This is a genomic window from Lactiplantibacillus sp. 7.2.4, assembly GCF_018991185.1.
Taxonomy (GTDB): Bacteria; Bacillota; Bacilli; order Lactobacillales; family Lactobacillaceae; genus Lactiplantibacillus; species Lactiplantibacillus pentosus.
This window is the reverse complement of the sequence record NZ_JAGYGS010000006.1, coordinates 1-17,721: the sequence shown is the minus strand read 5'-3', so window position 1 is coordinate 17,721 and position 17,721 is coordinate 1. Positions and strand designations below refer to the sequence as shown.

General features: G+C 48.2%; 15 protein-coding genes. 1 reads left to right on the top strand and 14 read right to left on the bottom strand.

The window, feature by feature from the left end:
- Positions 1-15 precede the first annotated feature (15 nt).
- The 5 genes from acpP to KGF70_RS03210 all read right to left on the bottom strand — a co-directional run bounded on the left by acpP (position 16) and on the right by KGF70_RS03210 (position 5,780).
- Positions 16-261 carry an acyl carrier protein gene (acpP, locus tag KGF70_RS03230; protein ID WP_003638627.1) on the bottom strand — a complete coding sequence of 82 codons (246 nt, stop codon included), beginning with the start codon at positions 259-261 and terminating at the stop codon, positions 16-18.
- Between the two features lie 38 nt (positions 262-299).
- Positions 300-1,346, bottom strand: a complete 1,047-nt coding sequence (gene plsX, locus KGF70_RS03225) for a phosphate acyltransferase PlsX (RefSeq protein WP_216768775.1) — start codon at positions 1,344-1,346, stop codon at positions 300-302.
- Positions 1,347-1,386: 40 nt separating this feature from the next.
- Complete coding sequence (recG, locus tag KGF70_RS03220) at positions 1,387-3,426, bottom strand: ATP-dependent DNA helicase RecG (protein ID WP_216768774.1); 2,040 nt, start codon at positions 3,424-3,426, stop codon at positions 1,387-1,389.
- 248 nt (positions 3,427-3,674) lie between these two features.
- Positions 3,675-5,381, bottom strand: coding sequence for a DAK2 domain-containing protein (locus KGF70_RS03215; RefSeq protein WP_050338763.1), 1,707 nt, complete (start codon positions 5,379-5,381; stop codon positions 3,675-3,677).
- Between the two features lie 36 nt (positions 5,382-5,417).
- Positions 5,418-5,780: an Asp23/Gls24 family envelope stress response protein gene (locus tag KGF70_RS03210; RefSeq protein ID WP_003638623.1), complete on the bottom strand. Its 363-nt coding sequence runs from the start codon at positions 5,778-5,780 to the stop codon at positions 5,418-5,420.
- Between the two features lie 234 nt (positions 5,781-6,014).
- Between KGF70_RS03210 and rpmB the strand changes: the two genes are divergently transcribed.
- Positions 6,015-6,200 (top strand): 50S ribosomal protein L28, encoded by a 186-nt coding sequence (gene rpmB, locus KGF70_RS03205; protein ID WP_003638622.1) that lies wholly within the window; start codon positions 6,015-6,017, stop codon positions 6,198-6,200.
- A gap of 267 nt (positions 6,201-6,467) precedes the next feature.
- Here rpmB and KGF70_RS03200 read toward each other — a convergent pair whose 3' ends face one another.
- The 9 genes from KGF70_RS03200 to coaBC all read right to left on the bottom strand — a co-directional run bounded on the left by KGF70_RS03200 (position 6,468) and on the right by coaBC (position 17,584).
- Positions 6,468-7,124 (bottom strand): thiamine diphosphokinase, encoded by a 657-nt coding sequence (locus KGF70_RS03200; RefSeq protein ID WP_216768773.1) that lies wholly within the window; start codon positions 7,122-7,124, stop codon positions 6,468-6,470.
- Positions 7,124-7,777: a ribulose-phosphate 3-epimerase gene (gene rpe / locus KGF70_RS03195; RefSeq protein ID WP_216768772.1), complete on the bottom strand. Its 654-nt coding sequence runs from the start codon at positions 7,775-7,777 to the stop codon at positions 7,124-7,126. Before rpe ends, KGF70_RS03200 begins: the two co-directional genes overlap by 1 nt.
- A gap of 46 nt (positions 7,778-7,823) precedes the next feature.
- Positions 7,824-8,720, bottom strand: coding sequence for a ribosome small subunit-dependent GTPase A (gene rsgA / locus KGF70_RS03190; RefSeq protein ID WP_120768480.1), 897 nt, complete (start codon positions 8,718-8,720; stop codon positions 7,824-7,826).
- Between the two features lie 84 nt (positions 8,721-8,804).
- Positions 8,805-10,838 carry a Stk1 family PASTA domain-containing Ser/Thr kinase gene (gene pknB, locus KGF70_RS03185; RefSeq protein WP_216768771.1) on the bottom strand — a complete coding sequence of 678 codons (2,034 nt, stop codon included), beginning with the start codon at positions 10,836-10,838 and terminating at the stop codon, positions 8,805-8,807.
- The gene (locus tag KGF70_RS03180; protein WP_216768769.1) at positions 10,835-11,581 is read right to left on the bottom strand and encodes a Stp1/IreP family PP2C-type Ser/Thr phosphatase; all 747 of its coding nucleotides are present in this window, start codon (positions 11,579-11,581) and stop codon (positions 10,835-10,837) included. Before KGF70_RS03180 ends, pknB begins: the two co-directional genes overlap by 4 nt.
- Positions 11,582-11,598: 17 nt before the next feature.
- Entirely contained in the window at positions 11,599-12,942 is a 1,344-nt protein-coding gene (rsmB, locus tag KGF70_RS03175) for a 16S rRNA (cytosine(967)-C(5))-methyltransferase RsmB (RefSeq protein ID WP_216768768.1), read from the bottom strand.
- Positions 12,939-13,892, bottom strand: a complete 954-nt coding sequence (gene fmt, locus KGF70_RS03170) for a methionyl-tRNA formyltransferase (RefSeq protein WP_216768766.1) — start codon at positions 13,890-13,892, stop codon at positions 12,939-12,941. The genes rsmB and fmt overlap by 4 nt, the downstream gene beginning before the upstream one ends.
- Positions 13,893-13,915: 23 nt before the next feature.
- Positions 13,916-16,333: a primosomal protein N' gene (gene priA, locus KGF70_RS03165; protein WP_216768764.1), complete on the bottom strand. Its 2,418-nt coding sequence runs from the start codon at positions 16,331-16,333 to the stop codon at positions 13,916-13,918.
- A gap of 30 nt (positions 16,334-16,363) precedes the next feature.
- Entirely contained in the window at positions 16,364-17,584 is a 1,221-nt protein-coding gene (coaBC, locus tag KGF70_RS03160) for a bifunctional phosphopantothenoylcysteine decarboxylase/phosphopantothenate--cysteine ligase CoaBC (protein ID WP_050338859.1), read from the bottom strand.
- Between the last annotated feature and the right edge of the window lie 137 nt (positions 17,585-17,721).

The following is a 17,721-nucleotide window of genomic DNA, read 5'->3' as shown; positions in this document are numbered from 1 at the left end:
TTAAGGCGGATCGTCTTATTTAGCTTGATGAGCAGCCACGTAATCGACCACTTCACCGACCGTTGATAGCTTTTCAGCATCTTCATCTGAAATCTCACTACCAAAGGTATCTTCTAATTCGAGTACAAACTCGACAAAATCAATGGAATCAGCATCCAAATCGGTTTGCAAGTTCATGCTGTTGGTAATCGTTGCCTTATCAACTTCGAACCGATCAGCAATGATATCCGCAATTTTATCGAAAATTTCTTCTTTCGTCATGTAAAAATCCCTCACTAACTTGAATTCACTAAAGTATTCTAATCGTTTTCAGCAGGATTGTCTACACTTGCTTGCTGATTAGCCTGTTGATTTGCAAAATATTCCGCGACACCCGGTACGATATCGGTGCTGACCATCTGCCGAATTTGCCGGATCGTATTAACGATCGTCGGCGCTTTACTAGAACCATGCGTCTTGACAACTGGCGCTTTCAAGCCCAGTAGCACGGCACCACCATATTGCGAGTAGTCCATTTGTGAGCGAATCTCGTTGAACCCGTTCTTGAGGAGTAAGCCACCCAGTTTACCACTAATCCCGGTATTGTAGACCGCATCCTTCACGAGGCCCAGCATTGAGCGCGCGGTCCCTTCGATACTTTTCAATACCGCGTTACCCGTAAACCCGTCAGTGACGACAACATCCGCCACCCCGTTCAATAAATCGCGAGATTCAACGTTACCGATAAAGTTGACCCCTTCCGTTTGCGAAAGCAGTTCAAAGGCCGCCTTGTGTACTTTATTCCCCTTGTCGTCCTCAGTCCCATTGTTTAACAGCGCGACCCGAGGATGTTTGGCCTGCATCATCCGCTCAGCGTAGTACGTCCCTAAGACACCGTATTGTTGAAGGTTCAAAGGCTTACTGTCCGCATTGGCACCGATATCCATCATGACAAAGTTAGACTGATTGGCGTTACGGACGACCGGCAAAACGGTCACGAGTCCCGGCCGGTCAATCCCTTTGATTCGTCCGACGATAAATAAGCCAGCCGCGAGCACCGCTCCCGAATTACCGGCGGAGAAGAAGGTGTCCGCTTGCCCATCTTTGACTGCTTGGGCTGCCATCACGATTGACGAATGCTTTTTACGGCGAACCGCTCGAACTGGTTCATCTTCCATCGTAATCACTTCATCAGCGTTGATAATCTGAATCCGGTCCCGGTTTTTCAGTTGGGCGTTGATCACATCTCGTTGCCCATAGAGTAAAAAGACCGTGTCCTCAAATAAGTCCCGAGCCTGTTCAACCCCTTCAATCACTGCGTTAGGCGCGTAATCGCCACCCATAGCATCAATCGCAATTTTAATCATTGTGTCACCATTCCTCTCATCACGGTACGCGATTTGTTTGTTAATCAAGTGTTCCTACTGCTGCTAGCTTGGCGCTCAAATACGTCGCTAGCGCATGGTTCTCAGGTTCATCCTGCCAATTTGGTCGCTGAACGATGGCGTGGGCATCCTGCTGTGCCACCTGTAAGACGGTCAAATCCGCAATCGGGTCGCCGACTTTGAAGGCCGGCATCCCGGATTGTTTGACCCCCAATACGTCACCGGCGCCCCGCAGTTCCAAGTCCTTTTGCGCAAGCACAAAACCATTAGTCGTCTTGGTCATGATTTGCATCCGTTCGATTCCCTGCTGATTTTTCGGGTCCGCTACTAAAATACAGTAAGACGCCTTGGTTCCTCGTCCGACCCGACCACGCAATTGGTGAAGCTGGGCCAAACCAAACCGGTCGGCATCATAAATCATCATGATCGTCGCATTTTTGACATCCACACCAACTTCGATGACCGTCGTCGAAACGAGCAATTGAATCTCGTTAGCTTTAAACGCCGCCATCACCGCTTCTTTTTCTTCCGGTTTCATGCGACCGTGTAACAATCCGACCTTGACCTGCGAGCCAAAATACTCTTGCAAGTTTGCGGATAAAGCTTCGGCGTTCTTCACGTCTAACGTTTCCGATTCTTCAATCAGCGGGGTGACCACGTAAGCTTGCGAGCCATTGTCAATTTGCTGGTGAACGAAATTCAACGCGGAATTGGCCTGGTTACTGCGAACCCACGTCGTTTGAATCGGTTGCCGGCCAGCAGGTAGCTCGTCGATTTCTGAAACGTCCATTTCGCCGTACGCAGTGATCGCCAGGGTCCGCGGAATCGGGGTCGCCGTCATCGCAAGCGTATCAGGCTGACCACCTTTTTGACGAAAGGCCGCCCGTTGATTGACCCCAAACCGGTGTTGCTCATCAGTAATGACCAGTCCAAGGTTGGCATACTCGACGCCATCTTGAATCAGCGCATGCGTTCCAATCAACAGGTTGATCTCGCCAGCGGCCAGCGCTGCCAAGAGTGTCTTTCTGGCAGCCGGTTTGGTTGCACCCGTCAACAAAGCGACGTTAACGTCCGTGTCGGCGAAAACTTTTGCTAAATTATTGGCATGTTGTTCTGCCAAGATTTCGGTCGGTGCCATCAGTGCTGCTTGATATCCCGCCGTAATTGCCGCGTACATGACGATGGCCGCCACGATCGTCTTCCCGGAACCAACGTCACCTTGTAACAGCCGGTTCATATGTTTCGGCGACTTTAGGTCTAAACAAATTTCGTTGACGACTCGTTTTTGGGCACGCGTCAATTCAAACGGTAGCGTCTTAATGAACGCTTTTAGTCGTGAATTGTCATAGGCAATCGCAATGCCATCCGTCGTCGCGTCAGACTGCTTCAACGCCTGCATCTGCATTTGAAACAGCAAAAATTCTTCGTAGGTCGCTGAACGTCGGGCCGCAGTCGAATCCGCTTGGCTGGCTGGAAAATGCATGTCATGAATCATCTGCCGCCGGGGTAACAAGCGATATTTTGCACGCAATGGCTCCGGTACGATATCCGTAATGACCGGCGCATAGCTGTCATACGCCTGTTTGATTAATTTTTGAATGGTGCCCTGCTTCACTGACTTACTAGCAGGATAAATTGAGCCAAACGCCGAATCCGCATTATTGGGATTGATAATTTTCATCCCAGTCAAACTACTGCGCGTCGCATCCCACTTGCCATAAACCGCTAAGTCTTGCCCCGTTTCAATCTGTTTCATCAGATAAGGTTGATTAAAAAAGGTGACCATGTAGACATCGTGGTCAATCAGCAGGCGAAAATTCAAACGATTCTTTTTGCGACCAAACCGCGCCAAGACCGGTTCAGACGCCACCGTGCCTTTGAGCGTGACTTTCTCTTGATCTGCAATTTCATTGACGTCTTTGACTTGGAGATCTTCATATCGAAACGGATAATAAGTCAACAAGTCCGCAATCGTATTAATGCCGAGGGCTGCCAAGGCCTTTTGACGGGTCGGACCGACACCGCTTAACGTCGCGACTGCATCACTCAATTGTTGGGCCACGCTTGACCACCTGCCTTTCTATCAAACTCAAAATCTACCGTCATTGCAGAGACCGCTACATACATTGGTCATATTTACGTGACTGCCGCGAATTGCGGCTTACACATAGACACGACCAAGCGCGTATCTCGAATAACAGTCAATCATCATTATTATACCAAAAATTCAGTTTTACGCTTACCGCAACGGCTGACTGAACAAAAACAGGCCCCAGCATCGCTGCCAAGCCCTATTTTTGCGAAATCTTATTATTCAACTGATACGAGGAATGGATAAACCGGCTGATCACCCTCATGAATTTCAATTTCTAATTCATCATCCAAGTCTTGGACTTTGGCCGCCAATTTATCGGCATCCGCCTTAGTTGCATCTTGGCCATAAATGATCGTGACGAGCTCGCTATCCTCATCCAACATGGCTTTAACCATGTCTAATGCCGCCGTATCGCGATCAGGGTTCGTAATGACGATTTTGCCATCAACTAAGCCCATGTAATCATCTTTCTTGATTGCCAAACCATCGATGGTCGTGTCACGCACCGCATGAGTCACTTGACCGCTGACTACCGTGCTCAAAGTCTCTTCCATCGCCGCTTGGTTATCATCAAGACTGGCTTCCGCATTGAAGGCCAACATCGCAGTCATCCCTTGTGAAATGGTTTGACTGTGAATGATCTTAACCGGGACGTCAGCAACTTCTGCCGCCTGTTCAGCAGCTAAGAAAATATTTTTATTGTTTGGCAAAACTAATGCCTGCTTGGCACCACTGTCGTTGACAGCCTTGACGATATCCGCCGTACTTGGGTTCATCGTCTGACCACCAGCGATAATGTCAGTGACCCCGAGGCCTTTGAACAGCTTGCCAATCCCGTCACCGGATGAAACTGAAATAATGGCATAACCGTGCATATCAACTTGTGGTTGCGATGGCATGGCTGGTTCTGCAGTTGCTTGGGCTTCACTTTCTTTATCATGTTCCATGATAGTTTCTTGTTGAAGCCGCATGTTGTCCACTTTAACCTTGATGAGGGCACCAAAACGTTGGCCCCAAGTCATAACATCACCAGGATGTTCCGTGTGGACGTGGACCTTAACGATTTCATCGTCGTTAATGACTAACAATGAGTCACCGAGTTGGGCTAAGTAATTGTAAAAGGTATCGTAGTCAAACTTATGATCAACTAACTTACCATCACCAATTCGAACCATGATTTCAGTACAGTAACCGTACTTAATATCGTTCGGATCTAATTGGCCCTGGACACTCTGATGATGAGCAGCATCGATCATTGAATCCATTTCAGCATCGTCTGGCACGTAGTCTTGCGATTCATCGACTTTACCACTCAGCGAGTCACTGAAGGCTTCTAAGACAAAGGTCAACCCTTGACCACCAGAATCAACGACACCGACCTGTTTTAAGACAGGCAAAAGGTCTGGCGTTGATTTTAATGCCGCCTCAGCAGCAGTAACCACAGCATCCATCACTTCACAAATATCATCGGTCGTTTTAACAGCCTCTTTACCAGCACCAGCGGCTTTGCGAATTACTGTTAGGATTGTGCCTTCAGTGGGCTTCATAACAGCCTTATAGGCGGTCTGAGCCCCTGCAGCGAGTGCATCCGACAAATCAGTCGCCGTTAAGACGTCTTTATCAGCAACCGCCTTTGAAAAGCCGCGAAAAATTTGCGATAAAATAACCCCAGAGTTGCCGCGAGCACCCATTAAGAGTCCCTTGGCTAACGCTGACGCTAAATCGCCGACTTTGGTGCTAGTTTCTTCACGTTCATACTTGGCACCGCTGGCCATTGATAGGCTCATATTAGTCCCGGTATCACCATCTGGTACCGGAAAGACGTTCAAAGAATTAATAAATTCAGCACGTTGGCTCAGCTTTTGTGACGCCGCTTGCACCATTTTGCCAAATTCAAGATTAGTAATCGTGGTGATTTTCAATTTCAAAATTCCTCCTTGGCTTCCACCAACTTCAATTTAGTCGTTCATTACCCGGACACCTTGGACAATGACGTTGACCGAATTGGCCGTAACGCCAAGCATGTTTTGTAAGTTATATTTGACCTTGGCTTGGACATTGCGTGAGACTTCTGAAATTTTGGTCCCATAACTGACGATAATGTTGACATCGATTGCCACCCCATTATCCTCTTGGCGAACAACCACACCGCGCGCATAGTTTTCGCGGCGTAAAATTTCATTAACGTTATCACGGATCTGGTTGCGACTTGCCATACCGACAACACCGTAGTTATCCGTTGCAGCGCCCCCAACGACCGTCGCGATAACATCATTATCAATATCAATGGTTCCAAATTGGGTTTTGATTTTGACAGCCATGAAAATAGCCTCCTTGTTTTAACGCGTTCATTTACGATAGTTTATCATAGCACAACCACTCTTGAAAGAAAAATTAAGCGACTGCTTATCGGAAGCCCGGAAACTGGGAATTTAGCAGTAAAGTAAAATTACTTGATAGAAATGTATTGCAACCTTCATTAATCTATGATAAATTATTCTAGTGAATGATAAAGACGACCTTTTATCAATGATTACCGAAGGAGGCAGATCAACATGGCAAAAGACTACGTTACAGGCAAGCGGACGCACTTTGGTAACACGCGTTCCCACGCTTTAAACCACAGCCGCCGCAGCTGGAAAGCTAACTTGCAAAAAGTTCGCATTTTAGTTGATGGTAAACCAAAGAAGGTTTGGGTTTCAGCTCGGACTTTGAAATCAGGTAAAGTTACGCGCGTTTAGCGCAGCAAATCGCCACCACAATTTTTTTGTGACTGGCGTTTTTTGTTACCTAAAATCAGGTTTTCACGATCATTTTTTTATAAAGTTTATAATTTCAGTTTCTCAAAAAGGACCAGGTTAGTCGTTGTTGTACAACGGTCAACTCGGTCCTTTTTTCATGCTAATTTGATTATTTTTTCAGTAACACTACTTAAGTTTTCTGAAAGGCTTGATCAATTCAATTAAGAAAACGTCAGGATAGCCCAGCTCAAGACTTCCAAGCAGTGCCTAATCGCTCACCTGGTCATCTTTACTTTGAATCACCGCTAAAACACCCGCATCAAAGCTGAAATGGCCAGTATCACCACTAAACTCGTTGCTGGCCCATGAGATTGGGTAGTCATTATGGGCCGCTTTCAGCTGGTATTTTTCATCCGACAACGTCAGGTGCATCGGCATCATCGGCACGAACGCCAGATATTTTTTATCCGCTTCCTTTTGGATCTCATACTCACCCGGCAAAAAGAATTGCACGCTATTCTGCTTATCAATCAATTTGATTTGGGGTGCCCACTGCCGAAAGACGGGGTCTAAAACCAGCCACAAATTGGCTAAAAGATGGTCTAAACGGCCACCCGTAGCCCCATAAATGTGCACGGCGGTCGGGTTTAACTGTTCAAAGATCGACTTAACTGCTAACTGGGTATCGGTGTGATCCTGGTCGGGTTTGACGATAATCGTCCCTGCCAGTGCCTGCTTGACCGTCTGTAATTCGGCTTCATCGATCGAATCAAAATCACCAACGACCATCACTGGCTGAATGCCACGTTTGACCAGTCGTAGTGCGCCCCGGTCCGCGCCGACCCAGTCCCCAGGAATCGCCGTCAAATCGACCGGATAATTGGCAGTCGGCCCACCCACTAATAAATTAATGATGGTCGTCATTAATTGGTCGCCACCTTCAAATCTTGAATCCGTTGCGCCGGATCCGTGCTATTGTAAACGTATGAACCGGCCACAGCGACCGTTGCACCCGCATCATAGCAAGCTTTGACCGTCTGATCGTTGATGCCACCATCGACTTCGATATCGAATTGATAGCCCTGTTGTTGCTTGATTTCGTTAAGCGCCGCAATCTTAGCAACCATCCGGTCCAGAAAATGTTGGCCACCAAAGCCAGGGTTGACGGTCATAATCAAAACCTGGTCAACTAATGGCAGTAAGTCAGTAATCATATTAAGTGGTGTGCCAGGATTAACAACCACTTCGGCTTTGACGCCCGCATCCTTGATCAATTGTAAGGCATGGTAAATGTGGCGCGTACTTTCAACGTGCACGCCAATCAAGTCCGCACCGGCTTTGGCAAACTGACCGACAAACCGTTCTGGTTCCATAATCATCAAATGACAATCTAACATCAATGACGTGACGGGCCGTAAGTCCGCAACCGTCCCCATGCCAAAAGACAAGTTCGGCACGAATTGGCCATCCATAACGTCGATATGCAAGGCATCCGCACCAGCATTCTCGGCCATCTTAACATCATGTTGTAGGTTTGCAAAATCTGCACTCAAAATTGAAGGGGCAACTTTAATCATTAATCTCACTCACTTTTTTTATTTTTTCTTGTTATAAACAACTTTTTTATTTTTTCTTGTTATAAACAACTTTTTTATTTTTGATAGTTTCGTAAAACTGCAAATAATTCTCATAACGACTGGCTAAAATCTCACCGGCATCCAATGCTTGTTTGACGGCACATTGGGGCTCGTTGATGTGCACACAGCCCCGATATTTACAATCCGCACTCAGGCGGACAAACTCTGGGAAGTAATGCGTCAATTCGTTGGCCGCAATATCAAAGACTTCATACGATGAAAATCCTGGCGTATCAGCAACTAGGCCACCTGCAATCGGAATCAAACTAACTTTACGCGTCGTGTGTTTCCCACGGTTGAGTGCCTGAGAAATTTCACCGGTCGCTAAATCTAAGCCCGGCTGTAAGTGATTCAGTAAGGTCGACTTACCGGCACCCGTCTGGCCCATCACGACCGCGACATGGTCCGTCAACGCCGCCTTAACCGCTGCTAACGCCGATTCTGAGAACGCTGTGCGTTCGCAAATCACTTGATAGCCAATTTTGCGATAGGCTTCCGCTAACGTTAGTCGGTCTTGATAGACGGCATCCGTCAACAAGTCCGTTTTTGCGAAATACAATAACGGTTCAATGCCAGCGACGGCCAGCGCTACCAACTGCCGATCAAGCAAATTGGTTGAAAATTCCTGTTCCGTCGTGGCCGTCACCACGATGCCTAAATCAACATTCGCTACCGGCGGCCGCACCAATTGGGTTTGCCGCTCACGAATTTTTAACACGTAACCTTCCTGAGGCGTTGGGGCATCAAACTCCACCACGTCACCCACGAGGGGTGTAATCTTACGTTTCCGGAAATTGCCCCGCGCCCGGGTCCGATACATTTGGCCATCCGCATACACGTCATAAAACCCGCTTAGCGATTGCCGAATTTGTCCAATTTTCAAATTAGCACCACCTTATTTTATATTTGGTACGGTCCACTTTTCTATATTGTACCAAAAAAGTCATGCGTTGCGCATGACTTTGACTTATTTTGTTGCATTTTCACTGGTAATATTGTTCTTTTCCATAATGGTGACCCCGTTGCGGACAATCCGGTAACGCCCCTTCGTGTCACCGGTCAGCTGAAATGGTAAACTGATTTTGGTCGACCGCATGATGGCAATATCGCGATAGACCGTCTCAATCATGTGGGTGTCATCATACAGATAGATTTTCACATCATTTGCCGCAGAACTACTCGTGGACAACGCCTTGTACGGAATCGTCACTTTGACATAAAAATTCTTCGGTGGCGTTGTATGATCATCAGATCCGCGTGACATGGTCACCGTCACTGTCGACCCAGTGCGGACGTTGCCGCCGCCATCTGGATCCTGATCAAATGAATAGCCAGATTTCTGCTCACTTGAATAACCCTGTTTGAAATTGATATTCAAGTCATTCGACCGCGCATAGTCCAAAATGTCACTGCGGCTCTCGCCCGTTAAATCTTTCAATTCGACATACCGGCTACCGGCACTGACCGTAAACGTCACGGTCGTGTCTGTCGGCATCACCCGACTACCCGCAACGACATCTTGACTGATGATTTGGCCAGCGGAGACTGATGACGTACTGTAGGTCTCCTTGACCTTAAACCCCGCCGAAGTCAACGTTTGGCGGACGTCATGATAATTATCATTGACATAATTACCAAAGCTCATCGGCTTCGCGCCGTTACTGACGACCAGGTTGATGCGTGAATGTGACTGCACCTTGGATGCCTTGGCTGGTGTCGACTTAATGACCTGATTTTTACGGACTTGATTACTCTTGGCATGTTGCACCTTACCAACAGTCAAGTTATGCTTTTTCAATACCTTGGTCGCCGCGGCTTGACTCATGCCCGCCACATTCGGCACCTTAGTCGTCTGTGGCCGACTCAGTTCAAGACCAACAATCACGGCAATAACCAGTAGCAGAACGACGGTACCCCAGAAAATGATGCGGCGCCGTAACGGATGACGTTTAGACCATGACCGCGTTGGTAGTGGTGCATCATCATCGTCATCATGAGTGGCTTGGTGAGCATCAGTATCATGAGGTGCTGATTTAGCTTGTTGCGCAATTTTGTGTGCGACAACCTGTGTCTTACCATCCTGATTGGCGGCAATCGCTGCTTGGATATCCGCACTCGGCATGATTTTCGTCTCGTCATTGCCAATATCTTGCGGCACAAAGCGCTTCTCTCCTGCCCGATCTGCCGACAAAACCGTCAATAAGTCGGCGGCCATATCTTCTACCGTGGCATACCGTTCACGGGGATCCTTCGTCGTTGCTTGAAGTACAACGTTTTCTAGCGCTTGCGGAATATCAGCATCGAATTCTCGGACCGATGGCATCGCGTTCTGAAAGTGCTTGAGCGCGATTGAGACCGCCGTCTCCCCTTTGAAAGGTACCGAGCCGGTCAACATTTCGTATAAAATAATTCCTAGTGAATAAATATCTGACTGCTTAGTTGCCATACTACCCCGCGCCTGTTCCGGCGACAAGTAATGTACGGACCCCAGAATCGTATTGGTTTGGGTCATCGTATGTTCAGACAAAGCGACGGCAATCCCAAAGTCCGTAATTTTGGCATTTCCCTGCTCATCAATCAAGATATTTTGTGGTTTTAAGTCCCGATGAATAATATTATGCGCGTGGGCCGTTGCCACGGCACTCAATATTTGCTCCATAATGTCGATAACTTGCTGCAATGGCAGTGGAAAGTTCTCTTTAATATAGTTCTTGAGATCCATTCCTTTAACGTATTCCATTACAAGGTACTGCATGCCATTCTCTTCACCGACATCGTACAAACTCACAATGTGGGGATGTACTAATTCAGTCGTTGCTAGCGCTTCACGTTGAAATCGTTTGATCGTTTTCGGATCATCCCGTAAGTCTAGCCGGAGCAATTTGACCGCAACATCACGGTCTAATATTAAGTCATGTGCCAAGTAAACATTGGCCATCCCACCTTCACCTAAGGACCGGACGATACGATACCGTCCGCTAAGGGTATAGTTGGGTGTCATTTACTGGCCACCTCACCATCAAGTGCCATAATCAGGGCGGTAATATTATCCTTACCGCCAGCTGCGTTCGCTAACTTAATCAAAGTCTCACACTTCTGCGTCGCAGTTTGCTGCGTTGCTAACACTGTGGCGAGTTGGTCGTCAGTCACCATATTAGTTAAACCATCTGAACATAGCAATAATTGATCGCCGGCCTGCATCTGGTACAGATTAGTATCAATATCCGCGTCTGGCGAAATCCCGAGTGTCCGCGTAATAATATTCTTTTGTGGATGTTCGCGCGCTTGTTCGGCGGAAATTTCACCACGTTTGACAAGTTCGTTGACTAACGAATGGTCTTCCGTGAGCTGGTGTAATTTGCCGTCACGAAAGAGGTACCCGCGACTATCACCGATATTAGCCATCAAGAATTTCTGATCAAACAGGAGTGCTGCAACCATCGTCGTGCCCATCCCATTTAAGTCCGAAAACTCGCGCGCTTTTTCGATAATGTGTTGATTTTCGTCCTGAACCTCGCTGGCGAGCCATTTGACAGCATCGTTGGGTTCTTGAAACGTCGTATTTTCAAACCGAAAACCCATGTGCGACACGGCCATCTCAGAAGCCACGTCGCCCCCTTGATGACCGCCAATACCATCCGCTACGATTGCAAAGTTGATTCCTGCTTTGTTTTGGAAGAAGCCGACATAGTCCTCGTTTTCATCACGCTTTTGGCCAGTATCCGACCGGTATGCAAAATCCATTGTTTACCACTCCACCATTATTTTTTTCGTAAACAAGCAATGAAAAAGCCGTCAGATAAATAGTCGTCTGGATAAATCGATAACGTTTTATCCGTCCGGTCAGCTTTTAAATCTTGCTCGGTTGGCGTTGTTTGCAACTCAAATTCGGGATGGTCAGCTAAGAATTTCGCAATCACATCCTGATTTTCCTGTTGCAAAATCGTGCACGTACTATACGTCATGATACCACCTTTTTTCAAGGTTGGGGCGACCGCCGCCAAAATCGCAAGCTGAATCTTTTGCAAGTTCAGACTGTCTTGTAACTGTTTTTCGTAGCGAATTTCTGGTTTACGCCGCATTAATCCTAACCCTGAACATGGTGCATCAACTAAAATGCGGTCAAAGCTTTCGTCATCGAATTGGGTTTGAACCTTACGAGCGTCCAGTTCAGTTGCGGCCACACGGTCAGCAACGTGCATCCGTGCCGCATTTTGGCCAATCAGGCGCACTTTATTGGCGTGAATATCCAGTGCGACCACTTCGCCACCAGCATCCGCATCCAATTCAGCTGCAATCTGCGTCGTTTTCCCACCAGGCGCAGCACAGGCATCTAAGACTTGGTCACCAGGCTGCACATTCAAGGCTGGTACCACCAGTTGGGCACTCTCATCTTGAACCGTAAACATGCCATAACGCATTGCTTCGGTATTGATGGCCTGTCCATCCGTGACCACTAACCCGAGTGGCGAAATCTTGCTTGGTTCCACTGTTAACCCGTCGTTGGTTAAAGCGGTCGTCACGTCTGAAACCGTTGATAAGGCCGTATTGACCCGCAACGACTGCTTGGCCGGTTGGTTCAACGAAGCAATAATCGCTTCCATCTTAGTCGCGCCCAACTGCTGCCGCAATTCTTGAATCAGCCAAACTGGCATACTATAAGTGACACTCAACCGCTCATCGGGGTCTTCAATCGTGTCGAATGCAGGCAGCCCACTCCGATCCATTTGATGCAAAACGCCGGTCACAAAACGCCGAATCCCAGGATGACCCTTCACTTTGGCAATTTCAATCGTTTCATTGAAAACGGCCCGTTGTGGAATTTTGTCCAAGTATTGCCATTGGTACAAGGCGCTCAATAACAATTCGCGTATCCACGGATCGAGTTGATGCGGATGGCGAACAAAGGGTTTTAACCAAAACTCTAAGGTCAACCGATGTTGAATGACGCCGTAAACCATGTTGGTCAATAAATTGATATCACGTCGATCCATGCGGTGTTCATTGATCAATTGATTCAATTGTAAGTTTGAATAAGCCCCATTTTTGATTTTTGCTAATGCCGCTACCGCTAACCAGCGGGGGGTGTTGTCAACTGTGCTCATTTACGAATAACCTGCTCTCCGGTAGCAAATTTATCTGCTGCCCCATTTAAAAAGTCTGTGATCGTCATCTTCGGTTTGCCAGCAGGTTGCAACTGATTAATTGCCAGTGCGGTATGGTCAGCCGCCGCAATAACCAGTTCATGCTTGGTCTTTCGTACTACCTGACCAGGTTCCTGGGTCACAGGACCTTCGTCTAAGGGCGTCACGTCCCAAAACTTCGTCCGTTTGCCATCCATCATGGCATAGGCGATTGGCGCAGGCCGCATCCCCCGAACTTGGTAATCGATTTCAGCAGCCGTCTTGGTAAAGAAATCCAAGACCTCCTGTTCTGGTTGGATATTAGGTGCAAACGTCACCTGGTCCTCATCCTGTGGCACGGCTTGAATCTCGCCTGCGATGAGTTTTGGCAAAGTTTCCAATAACAGATCACGGCCAACTAGGCTCAGCTTATCAAACATCGTGCCAGTATCATCACTCGCTTCGATTGGAATCGCACGTTGGGCCAGCATGTCACCGGCGTCCATTTTTTTAACCATATAAATAATGGTAATGCCCGTCTCTGATTCGCCGTTAATGATGGCATATTGCACCGGCGCACCACCACGATACTTCGGTAATAACGAGCCGTGAGCATTGACCGCGCCAATCTTGGCAGCTTTTAATAGTTTCGTTGGTAAAAATTGTCCAAAAGCGGCCGTCACGATTAAATCCGGCTGCAAGTCAATAATTTGCTGCATTTCAGGACTGCCGCCGATTTTTTCAGGTTGAAAGACCGGAATATCATGCGCAACAGCCACTTCTTTGACTGGTGAGGCGGTTAAAACGTGTTTACGACCCACGCGTCGGTCTGGTTGGGTGACCACACCCAAAACTTGATAATCTGCTTTAATTAAACTTTCGAGAATTGGTGCCGCAAATGCGGGTGTTCCCATAAAAACGATCGATGTCATTACACTTATTCCTCCTCGAATCGTTACATAAAATGCAGCGGTTCTACATCAATTCCAATCTGCAAGCCTTGACGCTGCTGCGCTTGGGTCTCATGTAACAGCGTTGTCAACGTTTTAGCGAGATTGGGTTCCTGTTTGTATTTAATCACAATTTGGTAATAATAGCGCCGGTTCACACGCGCAATTGGTTTGGGCGTCGGACCTAATAAAATCGTTGATGGCGCCAAGCGTGGCCGTAGCCACTGTAATAATTGGTACATCCGTTTGGCCGCGACTGCTTCCTCCAAATCACTCGCTGTGATCTGGACGGTAAAGTAGTACGGTGGATAGCCGCCGCGATGCCGCATCTGCATTTCATACTTGAAAAAGCCTTCATAGTCATGATGTTGTGCAAAGCGAATCGCATAGTGGTCTGGGTTAAACGTCTGAATATAGACGTGCCCGGTCTTTTCCGCCCGACCTGCCCGGCCACTCACTTGGGTTAAAAGTTGGAAGGTCCGTTCACTCGCGCGAAAATCAGGCAGTCCCAAGGCCGTATCGGCATTCAAGACGCCAACCAGTGTGACGTTTGGAAAATCAAGGCCCTTGGCAATCATCTGGGTTCCAATCAAGATATCCGCTTCACCACTGCCAAACTTGGCTAGTAGCTTCTCGTGGGCACCCTTCTTACGCGTCGTATCATTATCCATTCGAATGATCGTTGCGTCTGGAAGCAAGTCCTGTAATTCTTCTTCGACTTTTTCCGTTCCCGTCCCGTAATAACGAATCTGACGGCTATGACAGTTGGGACACGTCCGCGGAATCGCTTCTTCATGGCCACAATAATGGCATTTCATGGTGTGGGTATCCATGTGTAACGTCAGTGAAATATCACAATTAGGGCATTTCAAGACAAATCCACAATCTCGGCAGAGCACAAACGAGGAGTACCCGCGCCGATTTAACATCAACACACTCTGTTCATGACGTTCAAGCCGATCCTGCAGTGCGACGAGTAACGGGGCCGAAAAATTACTCTCGGCATGTTGCTGCATCTCCTTTTTCATATCAATGATGGAAACTTTAGGCAACGGCCGTCGATTGACCCGGTCTGCTAGCAACAATCGCTGGTAGACCCCTTTTTCAGCCCGTGCACGCGTTTCTAATGAAGGGGTTGCGGACCCGAGAACGACAGGGCAATGATGATACTGACTCCGCCATAAGGCCACTTGGCGCGCATGATACCGCGGTGCATCATCTTGTTTGTAAGTACTTTCGTGTTCCTCATCCATGACGATCAACCCGATATTTTTCAGCGGTGCAAATACCGCTGAACGAGCGCCGACTACGACTTGGGCTTCACCGCGTTGAATCCGACGCCACTCATCATATTTTTCACCACTGGAAAGGCCACTGTGAAGGACGGCCACGGCTTTCCCGAACCGCCCCTTCACGCGTTGGACCATCTGTGGCGTCAATGAGATTTCGGGCACGAGCATCAATGCGGTCTTTCCCTGAGCCAGGGCGGCCGCCATCGATTGCAAATAGACTTCGGTCTTCCCGCTCCCCGTCACACCTTCTAGTAAGAAGGTCGTCGTCGCAGTCTGATCAACGGCTGCAGTAATCTGATCGACCGCAACCTGCTGCTCATCGTTCAACTTCAAAGCCTTAGTTGCCTTAATATCATGACTGGCATAGGGATCGCGATAAACTTCGACCGCGATTTTTTCGAGCCACCCCTTCTGCGCAGCGGTCCGAATGGCACTCTCATTGACCTTAAACCGCGTACAAAAGGCTTTTTGCACCATCGTTTCACCATTTAGCGTAATTAGGCCTTGTAAGATGGCCATTTGTTGCTTAGCGCCCGCCCGAACATTGGCCTTTTCGGCTTCAAGTTCTGGAATCGACAATCTTGCTTTCAGTGCCGTTTGGGTCTTACGCCGCGCTTGATTTTTCACTTGGTAATAAACATCGACCTGACCAGCTGCTTGCAGTCGCAAGAGCTGACTGACGATGGCCGGTGTCGTGGCGACCGTATCAAACGGGACCATTGATTGACCACCAAACAAGGTCTCGCGAATTTCGTCAGGCGTCGTCGCTGTTGTTCGCAGTTGTTTCTCATATTTAGCCCGCATGACGGCTGGTAACATGGTTTGAGCACAGGTGATTTGAAATGAAAAGGTACTCTCAGCGAGCCACTTGGTCATCGCTAAGCCTTCTGTGTTCAACACCGGTGCCAAATCGACCACCGCATCGATTGGTTTAAGTTCACCCTCAAAATTAGTGACATCATCACAAGCCAACACAAAGCCTTGGACCCGCCGTTTTCCACGACCAAACGGGACGACGACGCGCATGCCAGGCTGCACCTGGGATTGCCACGCAGCTGGAATCTGATAACTATACGGTCGATTTGTCTGCATAGTGGGCACATCGACTAAAACTTGGGCAATTTGTGCCACACAACTCTTCCTCTCTTTTAAATGCTTTGACTAATTCAGTGCACCGTCCGCAATTGCCGTTTCTAAAATGATTTTGGCAATCGCCGTCTTAGATGCTAACTCCGTAGTCACTGGTTGCTGATGCGGCCGCAATAACGTCACTTGATTGGTATCACCATTAAAGCCAACGCCTGGTTGCGAAACGTCATTAGCCACTAACAAGTCCAACTTTTTATGAGTTAATTTACGATTGGCGTTTGCCAGCAAATCCTGCGTTTCGGCGGCAAAACCAACCACATACTGATGCTTCTTTTCGGCTGCCAACGTTTTGAGAATATCAGGCGTTTCCGTTAATTGAAGCATCAAATCGCCATGACCAGCGGGTTTCTTAATTTTCTGCGTCGCCAGCTCTGTCGGTCGATAGTCCGAAACGGCCGCAGCCATGACTAAAATATCTGCGTCATCAAAAGCGGTACGAACAGCAGTTAATAGCGACGATGCCGAGTCAACCGGAACGATGGTCACGCCCGTGGGTACTGGCAGATGGGTCGTTGCACTGATCAAGGTGACGGTCGCACCCATTTCACGCGCAACTTGTGCCAACGCATAACCCATCTTGCCTGATGAACGGTTAGTAATAAACCGGACGGGGTCTAACGCTTCACGCGTCCCACCAGCCGTCACAACGACGTGGCGTCCCGCCAACGGTAAATCAGGTGTAAGCTGAATCAATTGGTCCGTCAGCCACGCCAGAATTGCCTCAGGCTCAGGTAAGCGCCCCTGACCGGCGTAGCCTTCCGCTAACATCCCAGTTGCTGGTGTCAGCACATGCAGTCCGTCAGCGGTAAGCTGTTCCAAATTGCGTTGTGTCGCTGGATTCGCATACATGTGAGAATTCATCGCTGGGACCACAAACTTCGGCGCAGTTGTCGCCAAGACCGTCGTTGTGGCAGCATCGTCCGCCAATCCATTCGCGACTTTGGCAATTAAATTGGCGGTGGCTGGAACGAGCACCATTACTTCCGTCCAATCTGCTAAGGCAACGTGGACAACGTGCTGCGGATCAGTCGTCGTAAATTCATCCAGAACGACTGGTTGCTGGGTCAACGTCTGAAAAGTCAGTGGCGTTACAAACTCAGCGGCGTGAGCAGTCATTGCCACTCGCACTACCGCACCCTGTTTCATTAAACTCCGAATCAACACTAGTGCCTTGTAACTCGCAATCCCACCACTAACCACTACGGTTACATGGCGCTTTGTCCATACACTCACTTTTTCACGTCCTTCAAAAATCAACGCTGCAACCTGCAACGTCATTTTGTCACTTTAATGTTTCAATTGTATCAAGAATCCACGGTCACGTGAAGCTGAACGTCCGTTTGGGTGCAAAATAAAAAAAGCACCAAGCC

Excerpts from the sequence above, each read along its gene's own strand:
- acpP (WP_003638627.1), bottom strand. The coding sequence starts at position 261 with ATGACGAAAGAAGAAATTTTCGATAAAATTGCGGATATCATTGCTGAT.
- plsX (WP_216768775.1), bottom strand. The coding sequence starts at position 1,346 with ATGATTAAAATTGCGATTGATGCTATGGGTGGCGATTACGCGCCTAAC.
- KGF70_RS03210 (WP_003638623.1), bottom strand. The coding sequence starts at position 5,780 with ATGGCTGTCAAAATCAAAACCCAATTTGGAACCATTGATATTGATAAT.
- rpmB (WP_003638622.1), top strand. The coding sequence starts at position 6,015 with ATGGCAAAAGACTACGTTACAGGCAAGCGGACGCACTTTGGTAACACG.
- KGF70_RS03200 (WP_216768773.1), bottom strand. The coding sequence starts at position 7,124 with ATGACGACCATCATTAATTTATTAGTGGGTGGGCCGACTGCCAATTAT.
- rpe (WP_216768772.1), bottom strand. The coding sequence starts at position 7,777 with ATGATTAAAGTTGCCCCTTCAATTTTGAGTGCAGATTTTGCAAACCTA.
- pknB (WP_216768771.1), bottom strand. The coding sequence starts at position 10,838 with ATGACACCCAACTATACCCTTAGCGGACGGTATCGTATCGTCCGGTCC.
- KGF70_RS03180 (WP_216768769.1), bottom strand. The coding sequence starts at position 11,581 with ATGGATTTTGCATACCGGTCGGATACTGGCCAAAAGCGTGATGAAAAC.
- rsmB (WP_216768768.1), bottom strand. The coding sequence starts at position 12,942 with ATGAGCACAGTTGACAACACCCCCCGCTGGTTAGCGGTAGCGGCATTA.
- fmt (WP_216768766.1), bottom strand. The coding sequence starts at position 13,892 with ATGACATCGATCGTTTTTATGGGAACACCCGCATTTGCGGCACCAATT.